Here is a 21,780-nt window from a genome sequence, read left to right as displayed (position 1 = left end):
GCATCAGGCCTCGACAGCCCCGAGCAAGGTCCCCACCACCGCCGCCAGTGCCGCATACAGCTCCGGCGGCACGTCGTCGCGCAACCGCACGGCCGCCAGCAAGGTGGCGATCTGCGGATCCAGTTGCGGTGCAAGCCCCAGCGCCTGCGCGCGCTCCAGCATGTTTTTGACGCTGTCGGCGTCGACACGCTGGGTTTTCCCATTGCTGGTAGGCGTCGCGAGCCGCAGCGTGACACTGCGGCGCGGGGAGGGCAGGGACGGATTCATGCGCGGGCTTCGAGGAGGACCGCGCTATACGCGCTGGTCGGCACGGGCAGGCCGTGCATGCAGGAGAAATGATCGAGCTGCAGGCCGCTTTTCTCGAGCACGCGCCGCAGCGAGACGAATTCGGTTTCCAGGCGCGACACGGTGTCGGCCTGTTGTACCCACAGCCGCACCGACACGCGCGGTATGCGCAGCTGGATCTCACCCTGTACGGCGCCCAGCGAGGGCGGGTCGATGGCGAAGCCGACCGTCCACAAGCCATCCGGCTCGCCAGGGCCTGGCTTGCCTTCCTCGATCCGCAACTGGAGCACGTCGTAACCGCGCGCGTTCGCCAGCGGCACTTCGATCATCCATAGTCCGGCCTGCGGATGGGATTCCAGCTGACCGATCTCGACACGGGACAGTGCGGCACGCGTGTCGGTCCGTAACTGGCCGACCAGCGCGTCGACGTCGTCTTCGGTGATGGCGAATTCCGCCACGCGCGGCTGGGCAATCAGTGCGCGCTGGGCGAGCGGCGGGGGTGTGTCACCAAGCTGGCGCGGAAGTCCGGGGCCGGTGCTGACGCCCGATGCGCTTCGTGTCGGCGGAAGATCGGCCAGCGTGCGGCGGAGCGCCATCAATGCCGCCTTGAAATCGTCGGCCGCCGGCGTCTCTTTCGTCGGCTCGGCAAGATGGGATTCGAGGAAGCTGCCGCTTTTGGCGATGGCTTCCTTCATGCCCATCGGCGTGCTGACGTCATCGGGTCCGCTGATCGAAGCCTCGAGCGTGGCGAGTGCGGCTCGAAGGGGTGCAGGCAGCGAGCGGGCCACCGGGCTGCGTGCCAGTGAGGCCAGTGCGCCGAGCAGCGGCGCGTAACCATTCTGCAGCGGGAGCCGTTCGCGCAGTCCCTGCATCGTGACGCCTTCCTCGGGGTGGGCGACGAGGACTTCGAGCTGGGGCTGTGCGCCCTGGGTCAGGACGCGCACCTGAAACTGCTGGGGAAGCTGGGTGCCCGTGGTGTCGGCCTCCACCGTGATACCGCCGATGTCCAGCAGCAGCTTGCCGATGTCGTTCTGCCCCATGACGCGTGCCGTCAGCAGCGTACCCACCCGCCAGGCGTCAACGGCCGCGGTGGTGCCCGCTGCCGCGCCGGCCCATAGCTGGGCGGCGATACTGGTCGGCTGGATGATCAAAGGGCAGGTCCTCCGAGGGCCTGGGCGGACCCCGGTCTGGGCTCGCTCCTGTGGCATAGGAATCGGCGGAAACGTGCGGAACTTTAGTTAGGCGCTTGCGGACACCTGTACGCGTAAACGGCGAGCGCGGTGGGCCTCCGCCCCGGCAAGGTAAGGCTCTCCGTCCGCGCAGCGCCCGACCTGCAGGTCCGAAGGGCCGACTCCCGGTACACTACGCGGATGACCCAGCTTCCCTTCGAACTCCTCGCCACCGATGGCGCGGCCCGGCGTGGCCGTCTCCGATTCGGCCGCGGCACCGTCGAAACCCCGGCCTTCATGCCGGTGGGCACCTACGGCTCCGTGAAAGCCATGACCCCGCGCGATGTCCTCGACACCGGCGCGGAGATCATCCTCGGCAATACCTTCCACCTGTTTCTGCGGCCTGGCCTCGAGATCGTCGGCGAATTCGGCGGGCTGCATAAGTTCATCGGCTGGAACAAGCCGATCCTTACGGACTCCGGCGGTTTTCAGGTCTTCTCGCTGGCGCACAAGCGCAAGATCACCGAAGAGGGGGTGACCTTCGCCTCCCCGGTGGATGGGTCGAAGGTGTTCCTCTCGCCCGAGGAGTCGATGCGGATCCAGAAGGTGCTGGACGCCGACGTCGCGATGATTTTCGACGAATGCACGCCGTATCCGGCGACCGAAAAGGTCGCCTCTGACTCGATGGAGCTCAGTCTGCGCTGGGCCGAGCGTTCCCGCCAGGCTTTCGACGACCTGAAAAACCCCAACGCGCTGTTCGGCATCGTCCAGGGCAGTACGTACGAAAAGCTGCGCCACCGTTCGGCGGAGCGGCTGGTGGAGATAGGCTTCGACGGTTACGCCGTGGGTGGTCTGGCCGTCGGCGAGCCGGAGGCGGAGCGCAATCACACGCTCGACCTGACCCTGCCGATGCTGCCAAAGGATCGACCCCGTTATCTGATGGGGGTGGGACGCCCCGAAGACATCGTCGAGGCCGTCCGTCGCGGCATCGACATGTTCGATTGCGTGATGCCTACGCGCAACGCGCGCAACGGTTTCCTCTTCACGTATGAAGGCACGTTGCGCATCCGGAACGCGAAGTTCGCTACCGATACCCGCGTGATCGAAGAAGGTTGCGACTGCTACGCCTGCGCCAACGGCTTCTCGCGCGCCTACCTGCGACATCTCGATCGCTGCAACGAGATCCTGGCCAGCCAGCTGGCGACGATGCACAACCTGCGGCACTACCAGCGCTTGATGGCCGGGCTGCGCGGCGCGATCGAGACGGGTACCCTCGACGACTTCGTCACCGCCTTCTATGCGGCCCGCCAAAAGGCTGTCGTCGACGGCTGACCGGGCTTGAGGGCGCTGTCCGGCGCCCCCAGAAGCCTTGACGAGTCCGGTACATAAGCACCGGGGCGCGTGGCATAATCCACGATCTTTTTACGTGAGCAGCCGCTTTTCCTTGGCTGTTCCATGACTTGCGAGATATCCGATGAGCCTTCCGACGTTCGCCGCCATTGCCCAGGCCACTGCCCCCGCTGCCGCACCCCAGGGCGCTCTGAGCTTCTCGCCGCTGATCATGATGGCGGTGCTGTTCGGTATCTTCTATTTCATGATGATCCGCCCGCAGATGAAGCGTCAGAAGGAGCACCGCAACCTGCTCTCGGCGCTGAGCAAGGGCGACGAGGTCGTGATGAGCGGCGGCATGGCCGGCCGTATCGAAGACGTGGGTGAGGCCTTCGTCCGTGTCGAGATCGCTCCGGGCACCGTCGTCCAGGTCCAGAAGAGCTCGATCACCCAGGTGCTGCCGAAGGGCAGCCTCAAGAAGTCCTGAGCTTCATCTCATCGCGTCAGCTGCGGCCGGCACCCGGCCGCCTCCACGGAATGTAAGGCATGAGTGATTTTCCACGCTGGAAATACGCGCTGGTTGTGATCGTATTGCTGTTCGGCATCGTCTACGCGCTGCCGAACGTCTATACGCCGCAGCCCGCCGTGCAGATCTCGGGTAACCACGGCAGCGCCGTCGACGCCACGCTGAAGACCAAGGTCGAGAGCATTCTTGCCACGGCCCACGTTCCGGCAGCGAGCGTCGACGTGACGTCGTCCGAGAAAGGCAGCCGCCTGCTGGCGCGCTTCGCCAGTGCCGACGCGCAGGCGAAGGCGTCCGACGCGCTTCGCGGTGCGCTCGGTGACGATTACACGGTCGCGCTCAACCTCGCCTCGACCGTGCCGTCGTGGCTGCGTTCGATCAACGCGTTCTCGATGCCGCTGGGTCTCGACCTGCAGGGCGGTGTGCACTTCCTGATGGAAGTCGACCAGAACGCCGTGATCGACGGTCAGGAAACCCGCTACGCGGACGACGTCCGCTCGCTGCTGCGTGACAGGAAGATCTCGTACGACTCGGTGGCGCGCAATCCGCGCGGTCAGGGCATCGGCATCATCCTGCGCAGCGACGCCGATCGCCAGGCCGCCGCGTCGCTCATCGCTACCGAGTTCACCGATCTGACCGTTTCCGATGGTCCGTCCACGGGCAACCGCTTCACGCTCAATGCCGTGGTCAAGCCGGCCAAGCTGCGCGAGCTCGCTCAGAGCGCCATCACCCAGAACGTCACCACGCTGCGCCAGCGTGTGAACGAACTGGGCGTGTCCGAGCCGCTGATCCAGCAGCAGGGCCAGAGCCAGATCATCGTCGAGCTGGCCGGCGTGCAGGACACGGCCGAGGCCAAGCGTCTGATCGGCGCGACCGCCACCCTGGAATACCGCGCCGGCCTGTACACCCCGCAGCAGGCCATGGATGCCGCCCGCAGTGGCAGCGTTCCGCCCGACGCCAAGCTGTATTACGGCCGCGATCGTCGCCCGTACCTGCTCAGCAAGACCGTCATCGCCACGGGCGATCAGCTGACCTCGGCCGTCTCGGGTCGCGACCAGCAGAACGGCACGCCGAACGTCAGCGTCACGCTGAACAGCGCCGCCGCCCGCAAGATGCAGGACTTCACCAACGGTAACGTCGGCAAGCCGATGGCCGTGCTGTACATCACGCGTACCAACGACATCAAGATGGTCGACGGCAAGGAAGTGAAGACGCCGAAGACGACCGAGGAAGTCATCAACTACGCGAACATCAGCTCGCCGTTCGGCAAGCAGTTCTCGACCAACGGCCTGCCCAGCGACGCCGAAGCCTCCGATCTCGCCCTGTTGCTGCGCGGCGGTTCGCTCGCGGCGCCGGTCGACATCGTCGGCGAAAGCGTCATCGGTCCCAGCCTCGGCGCGGACAACATCGACCGCGGTTTCAAGGCGGTGATGCTCGGCCTCGGCCTGGTGCTGATCGCGGCGGCCATCTACTACAAGCTGTTCGGCATCGTCGCGGACATCGCCCTGTTCTTCAACCTCGTCCTGCTCGTCGCGGTGATGTCGCTGATCCACGTGACGCTGACGATGCCCGGCATCGCCGGTATCGTGCTGACGCTGGGTATGGCGATCGATGCCAACGTGCTGATCTGCGAACGTATCCGCGAGGAACTCCGCAACGGCTCGTCCCCGCTCGCGGCTATCCGCACCGGTTACGACAAGGCGTGGGCGACGATTCTCGACGCCAACGTGACCCACCTGCTCGCCGCGCTCGGTCTGATGACCATGGGTTCGGGTCCGATCAAGGGCTTCGGTGTCACGCTCTTCATCGGTATCCTGACCTCGATGTTCACGTCGGTGACGGTGACCCATGCCATCACGGCGCTGATCCACGGCGGCCGCAAGCTCAAGACCCTGTCGGTCTGACGGGAGGACGCCATGGAAATCTTCAATCACAACTCGAACTTCAACTTCCTCGGTCTGCGCAAGTACAGCATCGGCCTCGCCGTGCTGCTTATGCTGGGCTCGATCGGCCTGATCCTGACCAAGGGTTTCAACTACGGCCAGGACTTCCTGGGCGGCGTCTCGGTCATCGTCGACTACGCGCAGCCGATCGAGGTCAACGAGGTCCGCGCCACGCTCGAAAAGGCCGGCATCGAAAACCCGCTGGTGCAGTCGGTCGGCGGCACGCGCGAGTTCAACGTGCGCATGTTGCCCAAGGACGACAAGGGCTCGGTCACGCTGGTCGGTGAGGAGGCGGCAACCAAGGTCTCCTCAGACATCATCGCCGCCCTGAAGACCACCCGCCCCGATGTGACGATGAAGAGCAAGTCCTTCGTCGGCCCGCAGGTGGGTGAGGAGCTCCGCAGCGACGGTATCGTCGCCGTCGCCTTCGTCATCATCGGCATCATGGGTTACCTGTGGATCCGCTTCGAGAAGCGCTTCGCCATCGCCGCGCTCGCCACCGAAGTCCACGACGTTCTCGTGACCCTGGGTATCTTCGCGCTGACCCAGCGTGAGTTCGACCTGACGGTGCTCGCCTCAGTGCTGGCGGTGGTCGGTTACTCGATCAACGATAAGGTCGTCGTCTTCGACCGTGTCCGCGAGCTGTTCCGCTCCAGCCGTAACGCCACGCCGGAAGAAGTGCTCAACCGTTCGATCAACAGCACGCTGTCGCGAACGATCATCACCTCGCTGTTCACCGGCATCACCATGGCCGCGCTGTTCTTCATCGGCGGTCCCGTCGTCCATGCCTTCGCGATCACCATGCTGATCGGTATCGTGGTCGGCACGCTGTCCTCGATCTTCGTCGCCAGCCCGATCCTTCTCTGGCTCGGCGTGTCGAAGCAGGACCTGATGCCCGTCAGCAAGGAAGACCCGGAACTGGCGCGCCGTCCGTAAGGCTGCGCCGTTCCGCTTCGGAAACCCGGGGGCTTCGGTCGCCGGGTTTTTTTTGCCTTTGCAAATGGTGTGAGGGCTCGGCTTGCGCCATCGCGTTTGGCTTTGTCGCGGTGTGTCGTGTCGTGTTGGAGAGACGGCGGGGGTGACCCTCGAGGCCACGCCTGCGGCGACCCCTCAAGGAAAGGCGGCTACCGCCGCCGTGTATCAATGGCCTTCGGCCGGGTCGGGCTTCGCCTGGGGGTTTTCGAGTCGGCTGTCCCTGCCTCCCCGAAAACGGCCGGTCATCCCTGACCGGCCCCGCTTCGCGGCCTTGTCCAGTCGAAGCCCTCGCCTGCGGCTACCGGCCGCGAGGGTCACCCCCGCCGTCTCTTTGGTGTACCGAGGTGGGTTGGTGGTCGAGCGGGGTGTGGCTTCTTCGCTTCGTTGGCTTTTCGCGCGCAGGGCGCGCTCCTACAGGCCGCCATGTATCCCACCATTGCGGTCGCCGTGCGGTAGGAGCGAACCCTGTTCGCGAACCCTCAGCCTCACTAAGGCGAACGAGGCCATGCACCCCAGGCAAGCGAGCGGTCCAGCCAACGAAGCGCACCGCCGCTCGTCCCACCCGCAACCTCAGTCCCCGAAAGAGCCGGCGGGTGCCACCCTCGCGTCCGGTAGCCGCAGGCGAGGGCGCCGACTGGAAGAGGCCCGCAAGGGGCCGGTCAGGGATGACCGGCCGTTTTCGGGGAGGCAGGGACAGCCGACTCGAAAACCCCCAGTTGGAGCCCGACCCGGCCGAAGGCCATTGATACACGGCCGCGGTAGCGGCCTTTCCTTATGGGGTCGCCGCAGGCGTGGACGCGAGGGTGGCACCCGCCGGCTCTTCGACGCGACACCACACGCCGCGGCAACACAAAGGCGAGGGCGCAAGCCGAGCCCTCCCCCAAAAAAAGACGACCACAAAAAAAGGCCCGCCAACCGGCGAGCCCTCAGTTTTCACCCCATCCTTGAGATCAGAAGTCGTCCCTATCCTCGGTGGCGCCTTCGGCATCGTTCGCAAGCGTGACGACGACGTAAGCGGAGCCCACGAGGGAAGCACAGAGCCATGCGTAAACCATCTGGATAGCCGTGCGCGGGATCGCGGCGGCGACCATGGGCGCGAGTGCCAGGCCGGCGATGCCGGCAATGGCGAGTACGGCTGCGACGGCCCACGCAAGGCGCCGCGACGGCGACGTGGTGGTGGTGAGATTCATGCGGTGCTGCCCCTGTTCCCCTGTTTCGCGCCCTTCGTGAAGTCTATGTGAGGACGCTTGATGTAGGAAATACCCTACAAAATTCCGCAAGGCAAGTGACTTTTTCTGAACAATCGGTCGGATTTGCTGAGGGTTTCGATGCAAGAGAACCGGCAACCCTCCGGCTACGTTAGACTTTCCGCCCCATCGAGGTCACGGTACATGGCACAGCGCGAATTCCCCGGCTTCACCCTGAAGAGCAGTGCGATCCGTGAAGGCTCGCGCTACACGGCCCTGATCGCTTCCCATCCGGCGGACGGCAGCTTCCCGTCGTACTTCGCGGTCTACGAGAATCGCAGCTTCCGCTACGAAGACAGCGCCGCTGAGGCGGCGGAGAAGGCCCTCGGCCTGGTGCTGGGCGTGGACGACGACGGCGCGCCTGCGTTTGCCGAAGGCGAGACCGGCTTCGATGACGACCGGACGGACGACGCGGACGACTGATTCGCCGGCTCGCATGCGCACGGGTGACCGCTCCTGCTCTCAATTCGCTTGACACGCCCCGGCGCCGCGGTGCGTCATAGGGGCGGCGGGGCAATGTGATCAGGGGATAACGAGCGGGCCATGACAAGCGAAGACGGGCTGTACAGGCAATTCGTCGAGGCGTCCGCCGACTGCATGAAGGAACTGGATCGGCACGGCGTGATCCGCTTTATCGCCGGCATGGGCAGCTCGGCGCTGACATCCGAGGAGCCGGAGCGCCTGATCGGCACGCGCTGGGTCGATCTGTGGCCGCCGGAAGCGCACGCGATGGTATCCCGGGTACTCGAACGCGCCCTGTCCGGCGAGCGCGTCGACTTCGTCGCGCCGCGTCCCTCGGCGACCGGGACGTCGCGCTGGTGGGAAGTGACGGTCGCCGGGGTCGTGGCCGACGATCGGCTCGACCATCTGATTGTGATCAGTCGGGACGTGACCGAGAGGGTCGAACTGCAGGCCGCGATCGAGTCCATCAACGAACTGCTTCAGGAACGTCTCAACGAGACAGTCGCCCGCTCGGCCACCGCGTCGAGCCGGTATGGCACCTTGCTGGAGCGATTCGAGTCCGAGCACGGGGCCCGCCGCGACGCCGAAAACCGGCTCGCCGGCGTGAGCGAGCAACTCGCTATGGCGACCCATGCCCGTGACCTCGCCGAGGCGAGCGCTCGTCAGGCGCAGAAACAGCAGGCGGTCGGCCAGCTGGTCAGCGGCATCGCGCACGACTTCAACAACATGCTGCAGACGGTGATCGTCAGCCTCTCGGGGCTGGAGGACGATGCCGCTGACCTGCTGCCCAGGCACCGCCGCATGCTGACTTATGCGATGGAGGGTGCGCGCCATGCGACGGCGCTCACGCGCCGTCTGCTCGCCTTCGCACGCAACCACCCCTACCAGGCGGAACCGGTCGACATCGGTGTGCTGGTGGAGGGCTTCGCGGACTTCGCCCGCCACGCCCTTGGCGGCCGGGTCGGTATCGAGGTGCTTCGCCAGCCGGCCCCCTTGCCCGCGTTGCTCGACCGGCAGGGGCTGGAACAGGCCCTGATGAATGTCTGCCTCAATGCCCGCGACGCCATGGAAGGGTTCGGCACCGTGGTCATCGAAGTGGGCGAGCGGCAGGGCGACGCGGCTTTTGCCAGCGCGATGCGCGATAACGACACCCTGCGTCAGGTCTTCATCACCGTGGCCGATACAGGGGGAGGGATGTCGGAGGAAGTCCGGCATCGCCTGTTCGAGCCGTATTTTACGACGAAGCCCGGTGGCTCAGGCCTGGGCCTGGCGCAGGTATACGGCACGGTGGCGCAGGCCGGCGGCGGGGTGGAGATCGAGAGCGACGCCGGCATCGGTACGCGCATTCGGCTGGTCTTTCCGCACTACGCCGGACCACTCGAATCCGGCGGGTAAAACGTGCGGTAATTGTGACGGAATTCCTCAACTATCGGCCGGTCCGGCCGATACGCACAGGGTTAGGAGGAAGCAAGTCATGCTGGTCATTATCGGGTCCATCGTCGTCCTCGTCTCCGTACTGGGCGGCTACGTTCTTTCACACGGCTCGATCGGTGCGCTCTGGCAGCCGTACGAACTGCTCATCATCTTCGGCGGCGCCATCGGCGCCTTCATCAGCGCCAACTCGATGGACATCGTCAAGGGTTCGGTCCGTGACGGCATCGCGCTGCTCAAGGGCCCGAAGTACCGCCGTCAGGACTATGTCGATCTGCTGTCGCTGCTCTACGACATCTTCATCAAGATGCGTAAGGAAGGGCAGCTCGGCATGGAAGCGCATATCGAGGATCCGGCGAACAGTTCGCTGTTCTCGGCCTATCCGCGTCTCATCGCGGAACATCACCTCATCGACTTCATCACCGACTGCCTGCGCCTCATCGTCGGCGGCAGCATGGATCCGCACGAACTCGAGCAACTGCTCGACGTCGAGCTGGAGACGCATCATCACGAAGCGGCCGCTCCGGCGCATGCCGTGCAGAAAATGGCCGATGCGCTGCCTGGCTTCGGTATCGTGGCGGCGGTGCTCGGCATCGTCATCACCATGAAGTCGATCGACGGCGACGCGGCGGTTATCGGTGAGCATATCGCCGGCGCGCTGGTGGGCACGTTCCTCGGCATCCTGCTGTGCTATGGCTTCATCGGCCCGCTGGCGGCGGCGATGGAAGCGCGCGTCAACACCGATGGCAAGGCGTTCGAGTGCGTCAAGGTGGCGCTGCTCGCCAACCTTCGCGGTTACAACCCGATGGTCTCGGTGGAGTTCGCCCGCAAGTCGCTGCAGTCCGGCACCCGTCCGACCTTCCAGGATCTGGAAGCGCACCTGAAGGCCGCACGGTAAGTCCCGATGAGCGAGTTGAAGCAGGTCATCATTGTCCGCAAGAAAAAGGCGGGCGGCCACGGCCACCACGGTGGAGCGTGGAAGGTCGCGTACGCGGACTTCGTGACCGCGATGATGGCCTTCTTCCTCGTGATGTGGCTCGTCGGTGCGGGGACGAAACAGCAGCGTGCCGCCATCTCGGAATACTTCAAGAATCCGAGCATGACGGCGGGGCAGTCCACCATGGCGCCGTCGGGCAAGATGGGGCCCGGCGGCGCCAGCACCAGCATGATCAAGCTCGGTGGCGCGATGGACCTGCCCAAGGGTCCGGGTGACCAGCAGGCGTTCGCCAGGCCGGCCACGGCCGCCGACGCCGAGAAGCTGGCGAAAGCGCAGGAAAAGCGCCGCCTCGAACAGCTGATGAAGGACCTCAACGAGGCGATCGCCAGGAGTCAGGCGATGGCCCCGTACAAGGACCAGCTGTTGCTCGATATCACGTCGGAAGGCCTGCGCATTCAGATCGTCGACAAACAGAATCGACCGATGTTCGACACGGGCAGCGGTGCGCTGAAACCGTACACCGTGCAGATCCTGCACGAACTGGCCGGCTTCGTGAACCAGGTGCCGAACCAGATCAGCATCTCCGGCCACACGGATAATTCGCCTTACGTGCGCGCGAGTCAGGCTTACGGTAACTGGGAGCTTTCGGCCGACCGTGCCAATGCCGCGCGTCGCACGCTCACGGATGGCGGTATGCAGGCCGACAAGGTAGCGCGTGTCGTCGGCCTCGCGGCATCCGTGCCGTTCGACAAGAACGATCCGTCCTCGCCGATCAACCGGCGCATCAGCATCGTGGTCATGACGCATGACGCGGCCAAGGCCGCGCTGTCGCCTGAGGTCGCATCGGTGCCGCCAGCCACACTGCCGCAGGCGGCGACGCTGCACTCGGCCGAGGAAGAGCACACCGCCGGCGGCGCTGCCGCTGCGGCGCCGCCGGCACCGCAGGCAGCGGTCGCGGGCAACGTCGCGCCTGCGCCTGCGGCGGCGCCGGCTGCGCCAGGCGGTTGACCGGGTGCCTTCGGGACGAAACCGAAGTCACTTGCAACAGTCATCTTCCCCGGTCAGTATCGGAGACGTGACAGGGGGGAGGAGTTGCAGTGGAAAACCAGAGCAAGTTCCGAGTGGTTGCGAAAGCGGTGAAACACAATGGCATCGGCGGTGAGCAGGTCTACCGCGCGAGCTACCGGATTCTCGATCACGTCGGTGAAGAAATAGAAGCCAATACCGGCACGCATGACTTCGTCGATATCACCAGCGCCTTCAATCAGGCGTTCGCGATGGGTCACGAGCGATTGCGTGAACTGAACACCGTCACCGTTCAATAACGTCGTCCGCGACGAAGAGGGTGGCGATGGCCCTCTTCGTTCGCCGGCATCGTCGGTCGGTCAACGTAGCGTGCGCAGTTCGTCGAGTTGCGCCGGTGTGCCGACATTTCGCCAGAATCCCTCGAATTTTTCGCCAGAAAGGCGTCCCTGTGCGATCGCGCGCCGGTACATCGGAAGCAGTTTGAACCTGCCCGGTGTCTCGTCTTCGACGATCTCCCGCCGGTAGACACCTACGTTACCGAACGTCAGGCGCTGCGCCGACGCGGGCGCGTCATCGTCATATAGACGTCCATCCCCGAGGGCGAAATCGCCCGCCGGATGGAAGTCCGGGTTGGGCACCATCACCAGATGCGCGACGCCTTCCGGTTCGGCCGGCAATGCCGCGTAGTCGATATCGCTCCAGATATCCGCACTGACGACGATAAACGGCGCGGTGCCGAGTAAGGGCAGCGCTTTGAGCATGCCACCGCCAGTCTCCAGCGGCGTCGGGCCTTCATACGAATAGCGAAGCCGCACGCCCCACCGTGAACCGTCGCCGAGTGCCTCGGGGAATCGATCCGCCAGATGGGAGGTGTTGATCACGATGTAGCGGACATCCGCCGCCGCCAGCTTCTCGATATGGTGCACGATCAGCGGTTTGCCATGTACGTCGAGCAGGGGCTTCGGCGTGTGATCGGTCAGTGGCCGCATGCGCTCGCCGAGGCCGGCGGCGAGGATGAGTGCGTGCCTCACGCGGGATTCGCCTGACGCAGGTCACGTCCGCCGATCTTCGCTTCGATCAGGTCTGCGAGGGGAGCGACATCCGCATGTCGGCGTGCGGTGTCCAGCACGTAGCGCAGGACGCGGGGCAGGTCGTCGAGATAGCCCGGTTTGCCATCGCGGTAGCAGAGGCGGCAGAACAGGCCCAGGATCTTGATGTGGCGCTGCAGTCCGGCGAGATCGAACCAGCGGCGGAAGCGATCGGTGTCGACGGTCTCATCGAGCAGGCGAGCATCGAGCAGACGAAGGCGGTACGCCTCGACCCAGCCCTCCACGCGTTCGTTGTCCCAGACGATGTAGGCATCGCGCAGCAGCGATGCCAGGTCGTAGGTGATCGGCCCGGACATGGCGCCCTGAAAATCGATAATGCCGGGCGAGCGTTCCGTGGTGACCAGCAGGTTACGGCTGTGATAGTCCCGATGCATGAATGCGCGAGGCTGTTCGGCCAGCGTGCGCAGGATCGCGGTGAAGGCTCCCTCGACGACGTCCCATTCCTCACAGGCCAGCGTGACACCCAGGTGCCGCTCGAGCAGCCACGTCGGCATGATTTCCATTTCCATCGTCTGCCACGCGTGATCGAACGACGGCAGTCCCGATGTATCGACATGCGACTGCATGCGGAGCAGTGCGTCCAGCGCATCCCCGTAGAGCGCGTCGACGGTCGCGTCGCCGAGTTCGGGCAGATACGTACGCGTGCCGAGATCTTCGATGAGCAGGAAGCCTTGCGCGAGGTCCGCGACCATCACCGTGGGCACGTGCAGGCCCGCGTCGGCAAGACGTTTACCGATCTCCACCCATGGTGCGGGGTTCTCTTTTTCCGGTGGGGAGTCCATCACGATCACCGGTTGTCCGTCGACATAACCGCGCCAGTAACTGCGAAAGCTGGCATCGGCGGAAGCGGGTTCGAGCACGAGCGTGGCTTGGCCGGTAACGTGGCGCGCCCAGGTAAGGCGGGCTGCGGAACGGTCATCGGAGACGGTCATGGATGATCTTTGCAGTGGACTGTGCGGGCAGCTTAGAGCCTTTGTGCACACGTGTCATTGCACCGCATTGGTGCGTGACGTTTGACCAGTTGTTGTGCGTCGCAACATGTGGTTATTCTGCGTGAACGGGGTTCCTGCTCGGGGGTGAAACTTGATGGAAGGTGACTGTCGGCCGACGTCCATGACGCGGCGAGATCTCTTGCGAATGATCGGTGTGGCCGGGGGCGGCGCACTGATGTACCAGTCCATGACTCAGCTGGGTTTTGCGAAGGAATCGCCGTATCGGCGACCTTCGCCACTGCAGGGTTCGGGCAAGGGGACGGTGCTGATTCTCGGTGCCGGACTCGCGGGCCTGGTGGCGGCATACGAGCTGGGCAAGGCGGGCTACAAGGTTCAGGTGCTCGAGTACAACGGACGTGCGGGCGGTCGTAACTGGACGATCCGCGGCGGTGATGTCTACACCGAACTGGGTGGCCATATGCAGACCTGCGGGTTCGACAAGGACCAGTACTTCAATCCCGGTCCCTGGCGCATTCCCTACCATCACCATGGCGTGCTCGACTACTGCCGACAGTTCGGCGTTGCGCTCGAACCATTCGTGCAGGTGAATCACAACGCTTATCTGCACAGTACGAAAGCCTACGGCGGCAAGCCGCAACGGCTGCGCGAAGTCCAGGCCGACCTGCACGGCGGCATCGCCGAGCTGCTTGCCAAGGCGACCGGGAAAGGGCGCCTGGACGACATGGTAACGAAGGAGGATCGCGAGATCCTGCTCGAGGCCATGCGTGAGTTCGGCGGCCTCGACAAGGACTTCCGTTACGTCGCCGGCCGTGCGAGCAGCGAGCATCGCGGTTACGCGAAGCACGCCGGTGGTGGTGTCGACGGCAAGCCTGAGTTTTCGACACCCAATGGCCTCTCCGAAGTGCTTCAGGCAAAGCTCTGGGCCGGTCTGGGGATGAATGCGCAGTACGAATACCAGACGACGATGATGCAGCCGGTCGGCGGCATGGATGCGATCGGCAAGGCCTTTACGCAGCGCGTCGGCGAGCACATCGAGTACAACGCCAGGGTCACCGCCATCGCTCAGGACGAGCACGGCGTCACCGTGACCTACGAGGATGCGCGGAAGCCCGGTCAGCCCCGTCAGGCGAAAGCGGACTGGTGCGTGTGCACGATTCCTTTGTCGATCCTCAGTCAGATTCCCGTGCAGGTATCGCCGGCCAAGGCCGCCGCCATCTCGGCCGTGCCGTACTGGTCGTCGTCGAAGATCGGTCTGCAGTTCGATCGTCGATTCTGGGAAGAGGACGAGGCGATCTACGGCGGCATCAGTGTCACCGACACGCCGATCGGCATGATTTCCTATCCGAGCCATGGCATCGGCACGAAGAAGGGCGTGCTGCTCGGCTCGTATACGTTCGCGATGGAGGCCTTCGAATTCACCGCGCTCGATCCCGCCGCGCGTATCCGCAAGGCCGTCGAGTACGGCTCGCAGATCCATCCGCAGTACAAGACGTCATTCGAGAACGGCATGTCGGTCGCCTGGCACCGGGTGCCGTTCACGCTCGGCTGCTTTGGCGGCTGGACCGACGCGACGCGCGAAAAGCACTTCGCCGATCTCTGTTCGCTCGACGGTCGCATCGTGCTCGCCGGTGAGCACGCGTCCTATCTTCCTGCCTGGCAGGAGGGCGCGATCCTGTCGTCGCTCTCGGCCATCGATCAGCTGCATCGCAAGGCGATGGCGGGAGGTCGCGCATGAGAGGCTTCGCTCTGACCACCGCCGTCGCGGCCTTGTTGTCCGCCGGTATCGCGCAGGCAGCGCAGACGACCGATGCCGATTTTCTCGATGCGAAAGACATCTCGCACGTCACCGGTCAGCAGATCTTCACGCACATCTGCCAGGGCTGCCACATGCCCGACGGCAAGGGCGCGGTCGGTGCCGGGCACTACCCGGCGCTGGCTGACAATCCGAAACTCGCCGCCGCCGCGTATCCCACCGTTATGGTCGTGAACGGGCGAGGTGGCATGCCCGCGTTCGGGAAGCAGCTGTCGGACGCCCAGGTCGCCGACGTGGTCAACTACGTGCGCACGCACTTCGGCAATCACTACGCCGATACCCTTAAGCCGGAAGACGTGAAGCCATTCCGTCCACCCGCCGACAACTCCGAGGAAGACTGACGCATGACCAAGACAAGCCGTTTCCTGCCGATCCTGGCCCTTCTTGCCACGACGCCCGCTTTCGCCGCCGACGTGGTCCGGCACAAGATCCCCAACAGCACCTTTCCGATTTCGGCCGCCGTGGAGATCCCGGCGGGCAAGACGCTGGTCTTCCTCAGCGGCGCGGTGGCGCCGGTCGCCGACGCGAGCGCGCCCAAGGACAGCCCGCAGGCCTATGGCGACACCAAGACGCAGACGGTGGGCGTGCTGACCTCGATCGAGAAGCAGCTCAAGGGCATGGGCCTGACCATGGGCGACGTGGTCAAGATGCAGGCGTTCCTGGTCGGTGACCCGGCCAAGGGCGGCAAGATGGACTTCACCGGTTTCATGGCGGGCTACACGCAGTTCTTCGGCACGGCGGCCCAGCCCAACCTGCCGTCGCGTTCGGCGGTGCAGGTGGCGGCCCTCGCCAACCCCAGTTTCCTTGTCGAAATCGAGGTCACCGCCGTTCGTCCGTGACGCACCTGACGGGGCGGTGGTACTAAGCCGCCGCTCCGCCGTGTACGCTTCGTTTCTTTTGGAAGCCCGGGCGCCTCATGGCTCTTACTCCTGATCCGCGGATCGGCATCATCGGTCTCGGTTACGTTGGACTGCCGCTTGCCGTCGAATTCGGCCGGCACTTCGATACCCTCGGTTTCGACATCGCACCGGCACGCCTCGCCGAGCTGCGCGCTGGCCACGACCACACCCTGGAAGTCACCGGCGAAGCCCTGAGCGCCGCCGCGCGGCTCCGCTATACCGGTGACGTGAACGATCTGGCCGACCGCAACGTCTATATCGTCACCGTGCCCACGCCGATCGACGAGGCGCAGCGGCCGGACCTCGAGCCGCTGGAGAAAGCCTGCCGCATGCTCGGTGGACTGCTCACGCGAGGCGACCTGGTCATCTTCGAATCCACCGTCTATCCGGGTACGACCGAAGAAATCTGCGTGCCGATTCTGGAGGAGGGTTCCGGGCTCACCTTCAACGTGGACTTTCACTGCGGCTACAGCCCCGAGCGCATCAATCCCGGCGACCACGCCCGTCGTGTGGTGGATATCCGCAAGCTCACCTCGGGCTCGACGCCGGAAGCCGCCGACCGCGTGGATGCGCTGTACCGCACGATCATCACCGCCGGCACGCACAAGACCTCGTCGGTACGCATCGCGGAAGCGGCCAAGGTGATCGAGAACGTGCAGCGCGACGTCAACATCGCGCTGGTCAACGAACTCGCCCTGATCTTCAATCGTCTGGGCATCGACACGGGCGAAGTGCTCGAGGCGGCGGGGACGAAGTGGAACTTCCTGCCGTTTCGTCCGGGTCTGGTCGGCGGGCATTGCATCGGCGTCGACCCGTACTACCTCACGCACAAGGCGGAGGTCACGGGATATCACCCGGAACTGATCCTCGCCGCGCGGCGGATCAACAGCCGCATGGGCACATACGTGGCCGACCGCGTCATCCGCCTGATGAGCGAGCGGCGCCTGCACATTGTCGATGCACGTGTGCTGGTGCTGGGGTTCGCCTTCAAGGAAAACTGCCCGGACCTGCGCAATACGCGGGTGATCGACATCGTTCGCGATCTGGAGCAGTCGATGGCCCGGGTCGATGTCTACGATCCGTGGGTCGATAACGAAGAGTGCGCCCGCGAATACGGCGTGCGTACGATCGAGGCGATCGAAGAGGGCGTGTACGATGCGGTCATCGTCGCCGTGGCGCATGACGAGTTCCGTGCGTTCGGTCCGGAGAAGATTCGCGCGTTCGGTAAGGTGGGTGCGGTGGTGTACGACGTGAAGTCCGTGCTGCCTCAGAACAGCGTCGACGGGCGCCTGTGAGTGAGCGAAAGAACTTGCGGTTCTTCGCTTCGCATCAACCTTGCTGAATGCCGTCATGGCAGTTTTTACGAACGTATTGACTCGCTCAGCCGGAACGGCGACGTTGTGTTCCCGCCCACTGGAACAGGAACGCAACATGACGCTCACCACCGGAAGCACCAACCGCAAGCGTTCGCGGGCCCTCGGCATTCTCGTGATGGCTGCCGCCTTCATGGCGCCTCTGGCCGCCAACGCTTATGACCATCATCCGGTTCCGCCGCATCGCCCGGCGCATCATCGCCACCAGGTCTGCAAGCCGGTACGCGTGTACGATCATCATCACCACTATCACACCGAGCGTCGCTGCCACTGGGTGAACTGATCGCTCACGGATGTGGAAATGGAAAGGCCAGGCGATTGCCTGGCCTTTCTTCATCCACCGGACGGACAGAACCGCTCAGGAGAGGTTGTAACCACGCTCCTCGTGCAGCGCGATGTCCAGGCCCACCTGTTCCTGTTCTTCATCCACGCGCAGACCCATCGTCACGGCGATGCCCTTGAAGATGACATAGCTCAACACCGCGCTGTAGACGACGGTGAAGCCGACGCCCTTGCACTGGATCCAGAACTGGCCACCGAGGTCGGTGACCGTGCCGAAGCCACCCAGCACCGGCGCCGCCAGCGGACCGGTAAGCAGCGCACCGATGATGCCGGCGATGGCATGCACGCCGAATACGTCCAGCGAATCGTCGTAGCCGAACTTACGCTTCAGCCTGGTCGCGCAGAAGAAACACACCACGCCGGCGACGAGACCGAGTACCAGCGCGCCACCCGGACCGCACGTACCGGCGGCGGGCGTGATGGCGACGAGGCCGGCCACGGCACCCGAGGCGATACCCAGCACGCTTGGACGGCGATGGGTCAGCCATTCGATCGCGGTCCAGCCGATCGCCGCGGCGGCGGTGGCGATCTGCGTCACCAGCATCGCCATGCCCGCGCTGCCGTTAGCCGCGACAGCCGAGCCGGCGTTGAAGCCGAACCAGCCCAGCCAGAGCATGCTCGCGCCGATCAGGGTGTAGCCGAGGTTGTGCGGCGGCATGGGCGTGTTCGGGTAACCGCGGCGCTTGCCGATCACCAGGCAGCCGACGAGACCGGCGATACCCGCGTTGATGTGGACCACCGTGCCACCGGCGAAGTCGAGCACGCCGAGGTCGCCGAGGAACGAACCGGGGCCACCCCAGACCATGTGCGCGACCGGCAGATAGACCAGCGTGAACCACAGGGCGGTGAAGACCAGCAGCGCGGAGAACTTCATGCGCTCGGCGATCGCGCCGACGATGAGCGCGGGAGTGATGATCGCGAATGTCATCTGGAACATCACGAAAACCCCTTCGGGGATCGTGAGGTACAGACCGTCCGGCTTGAGCCCCGCCAGCATCGCGTGGCCGAAGCCGCCGATGAAGGAGTGGATGTTCGTGGAGCCCGCCGCCATGCCCGAGTTGTCGAAGGCCACGGAGTAGCCATAGACGACCCAGAGCACGGTGACCAGCGCCGTGATGGCGAAGCACTGCATCAGAACCGAGAGCAGGTTCTTCGCACGGACCATGCCGCCGTAGAACAGGGCGAGGCCGGGGATGGTCATCAGCAGCACCAGCATCGTCGCCGTGAGCATCCAGGCGGTATCGCCGGAGTCGAGCTTCGCCGGTGCGGCGGCGGCCTGCGCAAAGGCCAGGCCGGGAAGAAGGAGGGCGCTCGCGGCGAGCGCGCGTGGGAGCTTAAAGCGCATCGCCGTCGACCTCCTGCGTGCGGATACGGATGGCCTGCTCGAGGTCGATGACGAAGATCTTGCCGTCGCCGATCTTTCCCGTGCGTGCCGCGGTGCTGATGGCCTCGACGGCGCGCTCGAGCTGCTCGTCGGTGACGGCGATCTCGATCTTCAGCTTGGGCAGGAAGTCCACGACGTATTCGGCGCCGCGGTAGAGTTCGGTGTGGCCGTGCTGGCGGCCGAAGCCTTTGACCTCCGTGACAGTCATGCCCTGTACGCCGACCTCGGCGAGCGCTTCGCGGACGTCGTCCAGCGTAAACGGCTTGATGATGGCGTTGATCCACTTCATGTGCCGCGGTTCCCCTTTGGTTTGGCTGGGGAGAGAAGAGCAGGATGCGTGCCAGCTTGAATCGAACCGCCAACCCGTTGGGCCGCAGCCCATTCAGTCACATGGGAGGTCACAGTCGAAACGCTTTGCCTCAATCGGGGGAAGTGATTTGCACCAGATGGGTGCCTTATGGCATCTGAGCGTCCAGCACAGGCAGCCTGACGCGGGCCTTCAGTCCGCCCTGCGTTCCCTGCTCCAGTGCGATGTCTCCACCGTGCCCGCGCACCGCCGACCGTACGGCCGGCAATCCCAGGCCGACGCCGCCGGTCTGTCGGTTGCGTGAACTCTCGATGCGAAAAAAGGGTTTGAAGACTTCCTCGTGCAGATGCCGGGGGATGCCCGGGCCGTCGTCCTCGACGGCTATCTCGACCCATTCGTCGTTCGACGACAATCGTACGATCGCGCGTCCGCCGTATTTGACGGCGTTGTCGACGAGATTGGCGACGGCGCGACGCAGCGTGAGCGGGCGGCCGACATAAGCCACGCTTTCCGACGACTCAAAGCTCACGTCGTGGCCGGCGTCGCGGAAGTCGTCGAGCACCGTATTCACCAGCTCCGACAGATTGAATCGCGTCGACGGCTCATGCTGACTGTCGTCGCGGAAGAAATTGAGCGATGCATCCACCATCGTCTGCATCTCGTCGACATCGCGGAACAGCTTGCGCTGCTGTTCTTCATCCTCGATGAACTCGCCGCGCAGACGCATGCGGGTCAGCGGTGCGCGGAGGTCGTGCGAGATGGCTGCCAGCATGGTCGTTCGATCCTCGACATAGCGCTGCACACGCGCCTGCATCTCGTTGAACGCCTGTCCGGCGAGCCGGATTTCCACGGGGCCGGTGGCCTCCATGGGCGGTGCGTTCACGTCTGCGCCGAAGCGCTGCGCCTGCCGGGCGAAACGCTCCATCGGACGTGCGAGCCGGCGGCTGGCGAGCGCGGCGACAAACAAGCTGCAGATCAACGCGAAGCCCAGTGTCAGCAGGTTGCGCGTCGATGCGTGCAGACCCCAGCTTCGCTCGGGCGTCATGAAGTGGACCCACGAGCCGTCCGATAGCGCGATGGCGAGACCGTAGGTGGTTTCAGCGCGACCCTGGCGGTCGAGGTCGCCCGGCTCGTAGGCGAGTACGCGTGCGGATGGCCGGTCGAGGAGGGCGCGTACCTTCGCACGGCCGGCGTGGAAGGTCGCATTGGCGATCGGGACGGGCAGGGCGTCGTCGTCCGGGTACCAGCGTGCCTGATAGCCGTCGTTGCTTGCCGCGGCGGCCAGCCTGGAGCGCCAGGCGCGAGGCGACCCGTCGAGGGTGCGGGCCACGGCCACGGCTTCGTCCACCACGCCGCTTTCTTCGATGCCTGGCCTGGCCCACACCCCGGCGAAGGCGGCGAAGGTAGCGTTCATGGCGGCCGCGATGATCACGGTGACGACGATGTTGATCGCGAACCAGCGTCCGATCGTGTCGGCGGACCAGCGCCGCCCGCGCATCACAGTCGCTCCACGCGCGCGTTGAACATGTAGCCGACGTTGCGCACGGTGCGGATGATTTCCGGATCGCCGGGATCTTCCTCGATCTTGCGGCGAAGACGACTGACCTGCACGTCGATGCTGCGGTCGAAGGCCTCGTGTGTCGGCCCGCGCGACATGTCGATCAGCTGCTCGCGGGTGAGGATGCGTTGCGGGTGCTGGGCGAAGACGACGAGCAATTCGAACTCGCCACCGGACAGCGGTGTGAGTGTGAAATCCGACGAGCGAAGTTCACGCCGCACGATGTCGAGACGCCAGCCCGCGAAGCTGAGCATGGGTGAGTGGCTGGTGGGCGGCACAGCCGCTTGCGCGTCGCTGCGGCGGAGGACGGCGCGGACGCGTGCCAGCAGTTCGCGCGCGTCGAACGGTTTGGTGACGTAATCGTCCGCACCCAGTTCGAGGCCGACAATGCGGTCGGTCGGCTCGACGACGCCTGTGACCATGATGATGGCCGTGCGGCCGGTGGCCCGCAGTCGCTTGCAGAGGCTGAACCCGTCCTCGTCGGGGAGCATGACGTCGAGGATGACCATGTCGTACGACGCTTTTGCGAGACGCGCGTCCATCTCCGCACCCGAGGCGGCCGTGTCGGTCTCGAAGCCGTGACGCTGGAAGAACCGCTGCAGAAGCGCGCGGATCTCTTCGTCGTCATCCACGATGAGAAGGTGTTGCATGTGAGGCCGGCATCCGTACTGCGTGGCGCTATTTATAGCGGTTCGGTCCCCGGCCGTGTCATATG

At 64.9% G+C, this 21,780-nt stretch carries 23 protein-coding genes; 14 read left to right on the top strand and 9 right to left on the bottom strand.

The window, feature by feature from the left end:
* Positions 1–3 precede the first annotated feature (3 nt).
* Together FA87_RS14710 and FA87_RS14705 are read right to left on the bottom strand one after the other, a co-directional pair.
* Positions 4–267: a hypothetical protein gene (locus FA87_RS14710; protein ID WP_036110839.1), complete on the bottom strand. Its 264-nt coding sequence runs from the start codon at positions 265–267 to the stop codon at positions 4–6.
* A complete protein-coding gene (locus FA87_RS14705; RefSeq protein ID WP_043695539.1) occupies positions 264–1,436 on the bottom strand; it encodes a flagellar hook-length control protein FliK in 1,173 nt (390 codons plus the stop codon). The genes FA87_RS14710 and FA87_RS14705 overlap by 4 nt, the downstream gene beginning before the upstream one ends.
* A 219-nt stretch (positions 1,437–1,655) precedes the next feature.
* Between FA87_RS14705 and tgt the strand changes: the two genes are divergently transcribed.
* The 4 genes from tgt to secF all read left to right on the top strand — a co-directional run bounded on the left by tgt (position 1,656) and on the right by secF (position 6,185).
* Positions 1,656–2,786, top strand: a complete 1,131-nt coding sequence (tgt, locus tag FA87_RS14700) for a tRNA guanosine(34) transglycosylase Tgt (RefSeq protein WP_043695534.1) — start codon at positions 1,656–1,658, stop codon at positions 2,784–2,786.
* 142 nt (positions 2,787–2,928) lie between these two features.
* Positions 2,929–3,270 (top strand): preprotein translocase subunit YajC, encoded by a 342-nt coding sequence (gene yajC / locus FA87_RS14695; RefSeq protein WP_036110847.1) that lies wholly within the window; start codon positions 2,929–2,931, stop codon positions 3,268–3,270.
* Positions 3,271–3,329: 59 nt separating this feature from the next.
* Positions 3,330–5,210 carry a protein translocase subunit SecD gene (secD, locus tag FA87_RS14690; protein WP_036110850.1) on the top strand — a complete coding sequence of 627 codons (1,881 nt, stop codon included), beginning with the start codon at positions 3,330–3,332 and terminating at the stop codon, positions 5,208–5,210.
* Between the two features lie 12 nt (positions 5,211–5,222).
* Positions 5,223–6,185 carry a protein translocase subunit SecF gene (secF, locus tag FA87_RS14685; protein WP_036110852.1) on the top strand — a complete coding sequence of 321 codons (963 nt, stop codon included), beginning with the start codon at positions 5,223–5,225 and terminating at the stop codon, positions 6,183–6,185.
* A gap of 989 nt (positions 6,186–7,174) precedes the next feature.
* On the opposite strand, the gene FA87_RS14680 is transcribed toward secF, so the two are convergent.
* On the bottom strand, positions 7,175–7,414 hold the full coding sequence (locus FA87_RS14680; RefSeq protein WP_036110855.1) for a hypothetical protein: 240 nt from the start codon (positions 7,412–7,414) through the stop codon (positions 7,175–7,177).
* Positions 7,415–7,615: 201 nt separating this feature from the next.
* Between FA87_RS14680 and FA87_RS14675 the strand changes: the two genes are divergently transcribed.
* The 5 genes from FA87_RS14675 (at position 7,616) to FA87_RS14655 (ending at position 11,626) form a co-directional block, all read left to right on the top strand.
* Entirely contained in the window at positions 7,616–7,894 is a 279-nt protein-coding gene (locus tag FA87_RS14675; RefSeq protein ID WP_043695531.1) for a hypothetical protein, read from the top strand.
* Between the two features lie 120 nt (positions 7,895–8,014).
* Positions 8,015–9,328, top strand: a complete 1,314-nt coding sequence (locus FA87_RS14670) for a PAS domain-containing sensor histidine kinase (protein ID WP_052191369.1) — start codon at positions 8,015–8,017, stop codon at positions 9,326–9,328.
* A gap of 79 nt (positions 9,329–9,407) precedes the next feature.
* Entirely contained in the window at positions 9,408–10,262 is an 855-nt protein-coding gene (gene motA / locus FA87_RS14665; protein ID WP_036110862.1) for a flagellar motor stator protein MotA, read from the top strand.
* A gap of 6 nt (positions 10,263–10,268) precedes the next feature.
* Positions 10,269–11,309 carry a flagellar motor protein MotB gene (motB, locus tag FA87_RS14660; protein ID WP_043695528.1) on the top strand — a complete coding sequence of 347 codons (1,041 nt, stop codon included), beginning with the start codon at positions 10,269–10,271 and terminating at the stop codon, positions 11,307–11,309.
* Positions 11,310–11,398: 89 nt separating this feature from the next.
* Entirely contained in the window at positions 11,399–11,626 is a 228-nt protein-coding gene (locus FA87_RS14655) for a hypothetical protein (protein ID WP_036110866.1), read from the top strand.
* A 60-nt stretch (positions 11,627–11,686) separates the two neighbouring features.
* On the opposite strand, the gene murU is transcribed toward FA87_RS14655, so the two are convergent.
* Both murU and FA87_RS14645 read right to left on the bottom strand, forming a co-directional pair.
* On the bottom strand, positions 11,687–12,358 hold the full coding sequence (murU, locus tag FA87_RS14650) for an N-acetylmuramate alpha-1-phosphate uridylyltransferase MurU (RefSeq protein WP_043695525.1): 672 nt from the start codon (positions 12,356–12,358) through the stop codon (positions 11,687–11,689).
* A complete protein-coding gene (locus FA87_RS14645; protein ID WP_043695522.1) occupies positions 12,355–13,368 on the bottom strand; it encodes a phosphotransferase in 1,014 nt (337 codons plus the stop codon). The genes murU and FA87_RS14645 overlap by 4 nt, the downstream gene beginning before the upstream one ends.
* Before the next feature lie 154 nt (positions 13,369–13,522).
* Between FA87_RS14645 and FA87_RS14640 the strand changes: the two genes are divergently transcribed.
* From FA87_RS14640 to FA87_RS14620, 5 genes are all read left to right on the top strand, one after another.
* The gene (locus FA87_RS14640; RefSeq protein ID WP_197062422.1) at positions 13,523–15,124 is read left to right on the top strand and encodes a flavin monoamine oxidase family protein; all 1,602 of its coding nucleotides are present in this window, start codon (positions 13,523–13,525) and stop codon (positions 15,122–15,124) included.
* Positions 15,121–15,543 (top strand): cytochrome c, encoded by a 423-nt coding sequence (locus FA87_RS14635; protein WP_043695517.1) that lies wholly within the window; start codon positions 15,121–15,123, stop codon positions 15,541–15,543. The genes FA87_RS14640 and FA87_RS14635 overlap by 4 nt, the downstream gene beginning before the upstream one ends.
* Before the next feature lie 3 nt (positions 15,544–15,546).
* The gene (locus tag FA87_RS14630; protein WP_043695515.1) at positions 15,547–16,041 is read left to right on the top strand and encodes a RidA family protein; all 495 of its coding nucleotides are present in this window, start codon (positions 15,547–15,549) and stop codon (positions 16,039–16,041) included.
* A gap of 77 nt (positions 16,042–16,118) precedes the next feature.
* Positions 16,119–17,396 carry a nucleotide sugar dehydrogenase gene (locus FA87_RS14625; RefSeq protein ID WP_043695512.1) on the top strand — a complete coding sequence of 426 codons (1,278 nt, stop codon included), beginning with the start codon at positions 16,119–16,121 and terminating at the stop codon, positions 17,394–17,396.
* 136 nt (positions 17,397–17,532) lie between these two features.
* Positions 17,533–17,757, top strand: coding sequence for a hypothetical protein (locus FA87_RS14620; RefSeq protein WP_043695509.1), 225 nt, complete (start codon positions 17,533–17,535; stop codon positions 17,755–17,757).
* Between the two features lie 75 nt (positions 17,758–17,832).
* Here the strand turns inward: FA87_RS14620 and FA87_RS14615 are convergent, their stop codons facing one another.
* The 4 genes from FA87_RS14615 to FA87_RS14600 form a co-directional block, all read right to left on the bottom strand.
* On the bottom strand, positions 17,833–19,161 hold the full coding sequence (locus FA87_RS14615; protein ID WP_043695506.1) for an ammonium transporter: 1,329 nt from the start codon (positions 19,159–19,161) through the stop codon (positions 17,833–17,835).
* Positions 19,151–19,489 (bottom strand): P-II family nitrogen regulator, encoded by a 339-nt coding sequence (locus FA87_RS14610; protein ID WP_036110894.1) that lies wholly within the window; start codon positions 19,487–19,489, stop codon positions 19,151–19,153. Before FA87_RS14610 ends, FA87_RS14615 begins: the two co-directional genes overlap by 11 nt.
* Positions 19,490–19,655: 166 nt before the next feature.
* Positions 19,656–21,005: an ATP-binding protein gene (locus FA87_RS14605; RefSeq protein ID WP_043695503.1), complete on the bottom strand. Its 1,350-nt coding sequence runs from the start codon at positions 21,003–21,005 to the stop codon at positions 19,656–19,658.
* Positions 21,005–21,715 carry a response regulator gene (locus tag FA87_RS14600; protein ID WP_036110900.1) on the bottom strand — a complete coding sequence of 237 codons (711 nt, stop codon included), beginning with the start codon at positions 21,713–21,715 and terminating at the stop codon, positions 21,005–21,007. The genes FA87_RS14605 and FA87_RS14600 overlap by 1 nt, the downstream gene beginning before the upstream one ends.
* Positions 21,716–21,780: the final 65 nt, after the last annotated feature.

Source organism: Luteibacter sp. 9133 (assembly GCF_000800155.1).
Lineage (GTDB): Bacteria > Pseudomonadota > Gammaproteobacteria > Xanthomonadales > Rhodanobacteraceae > Luteibacter > Luteibacter mycovicinus.
The sequence above is the reverse complement of the archived record's forward strand: the minus strand, read 5'-3'. Positions and strand labels throughout refer to the sequence as shown.

Bases quoted from the DNA above. Each gene is read 5' to 3' on its own strand.
- FA87_RS14710 (WP_036110839.1), bottom strand. From the start codon at position 267: ATGAATCCGTCCCTGCCCTCCCCGCGCCGCAGTGTCACGCTGCGGCTC.
- tgt (WP_043695534.1), top strand. From the start codon at position 1,656: ATGACCCAGCTTCCCTTCGAACTCCTCGCCACCGATGGCGCGGCCCGG.
- yajC (WP_036110847.1), top strand. From the start codon at position 2,929: ATGAGCCTTCCGACGTTCGCCGCCATTGCCCAGGCCACTGCCCCCGCT.
- secD (WP_036110850.1), top strand. From the start codon at position 3,330: ATGAGTGATTTTCCACGCTGGAAATACGCGCTGGTTGTGATCGTATTG.
- secF (WP_036110852.1), top strand. From the start codon at position 5,223: ATGGAAATCTTCAATCACAACTCGAACTTCAACTTCCTCGGTCTGCGC.
- FA87_RS14680 (WP_036110855.1), bottom strand. From the start codon at position 7,414: ATGAATCTCACCACCACCACGTCGCCGTCGCGGCGCCTTGCGTGGGCC.
- FA87_RS14675 (WP_043695531.1), top strand. From the start codon at position 7,616: ATGGCACAGCGCGAATTCCCCGGCTTCACCCTGAAGAGCAGTGCGATC.
- FA87_RS14670 (WP_052191369.1), top strand. From the start codon at position 8,015: ATGACAAGCGAAGACGGGCTGTACAGGCAATTCGTCGAGGCGTCCGCC.
- motA (WP_036110862.1), top strand. From the start codon at position 9,408: ATGCTGGTCATTATCGGGTCCATCGTCGTCCTCGTCTCCGTACTGGGC.
- motB (WP_043695528.1), top strand. From the start codon at position 10,269: ATGAGCGAGTTGAAGCAGGTCATCATTGTCCGCAAGAAAAAGGCGGGC.
- FA87_RS14645 (WP_043695522.1), bottom strand. From the start codon at position 13,368: ATGACCGTCTCCGATGACCGTTCCGCAGCCCGCCTTACCTGGGCGCGC.
- FA87_RS14640 (WP_197062422.1), top strand. From the start codon at position 13,523: ATGGAAGGTGACTGTCGGCCGACGTCCATGACGCGGCGAGATCTCTTG.
- FA87_RS14635 (WP_043695517.1), top strand. From the start codon at position 15,121: ATGAGAGGCTTCGCTCTGACCACCGCCGTCGCGGCCTTGTTGTCCGCC.
- FA87_RS14630 (WP_043695515.1), top strand. From the start codon at position 15,547: ATGACCAAGACAAGCCGTTTCCTGCCGATCCTGGCCCTTCTTGCCACG.
- FA87_RS14625 (WP_043695512.1), top strand. From the start codon at position 16,119: ATGGCTCTTACTCCTGATCCGCGGATCGGCATCATCGGTCTCGGTTAC.
- FA87_RS14620 (WP_043695509.1), top strand. From the start codon at position 17,533: ATGACGCTCACCACCGGAAGCACCAACCGCAAGCGTTCGCGGGCCCTC.
- FA87_RS14615 (WP_043695506.1), bottom strand. From the start codon at position 19,161: ATGCGCTTTAAGCTCCCACGCGCGCTCGCCGCGAGCGCCCTCCTTCTT.
- FA87_RS14610 (WP_036110894.1), bottom strand. From the start codon at position 19,489: ATGAAGTGGATCAACGCCATCATCAAGCCGTTTACGCTGGACGACGTC.
- FA87_RS14605 (WP_043695503.1), bottom strand. From the start codon at position 21,005: ATGCGCGGGCGGCGCTGGTCCGCCGACACGATCGGACGCTGGTTCGCG.
- FA87_RS14600 (WP_036110900.1), bottom strand. From the start codon at position 21,715: ATGCAACACCTTCTCATCGTGGATGACGACGAAGAGATCCGCGCGCTT.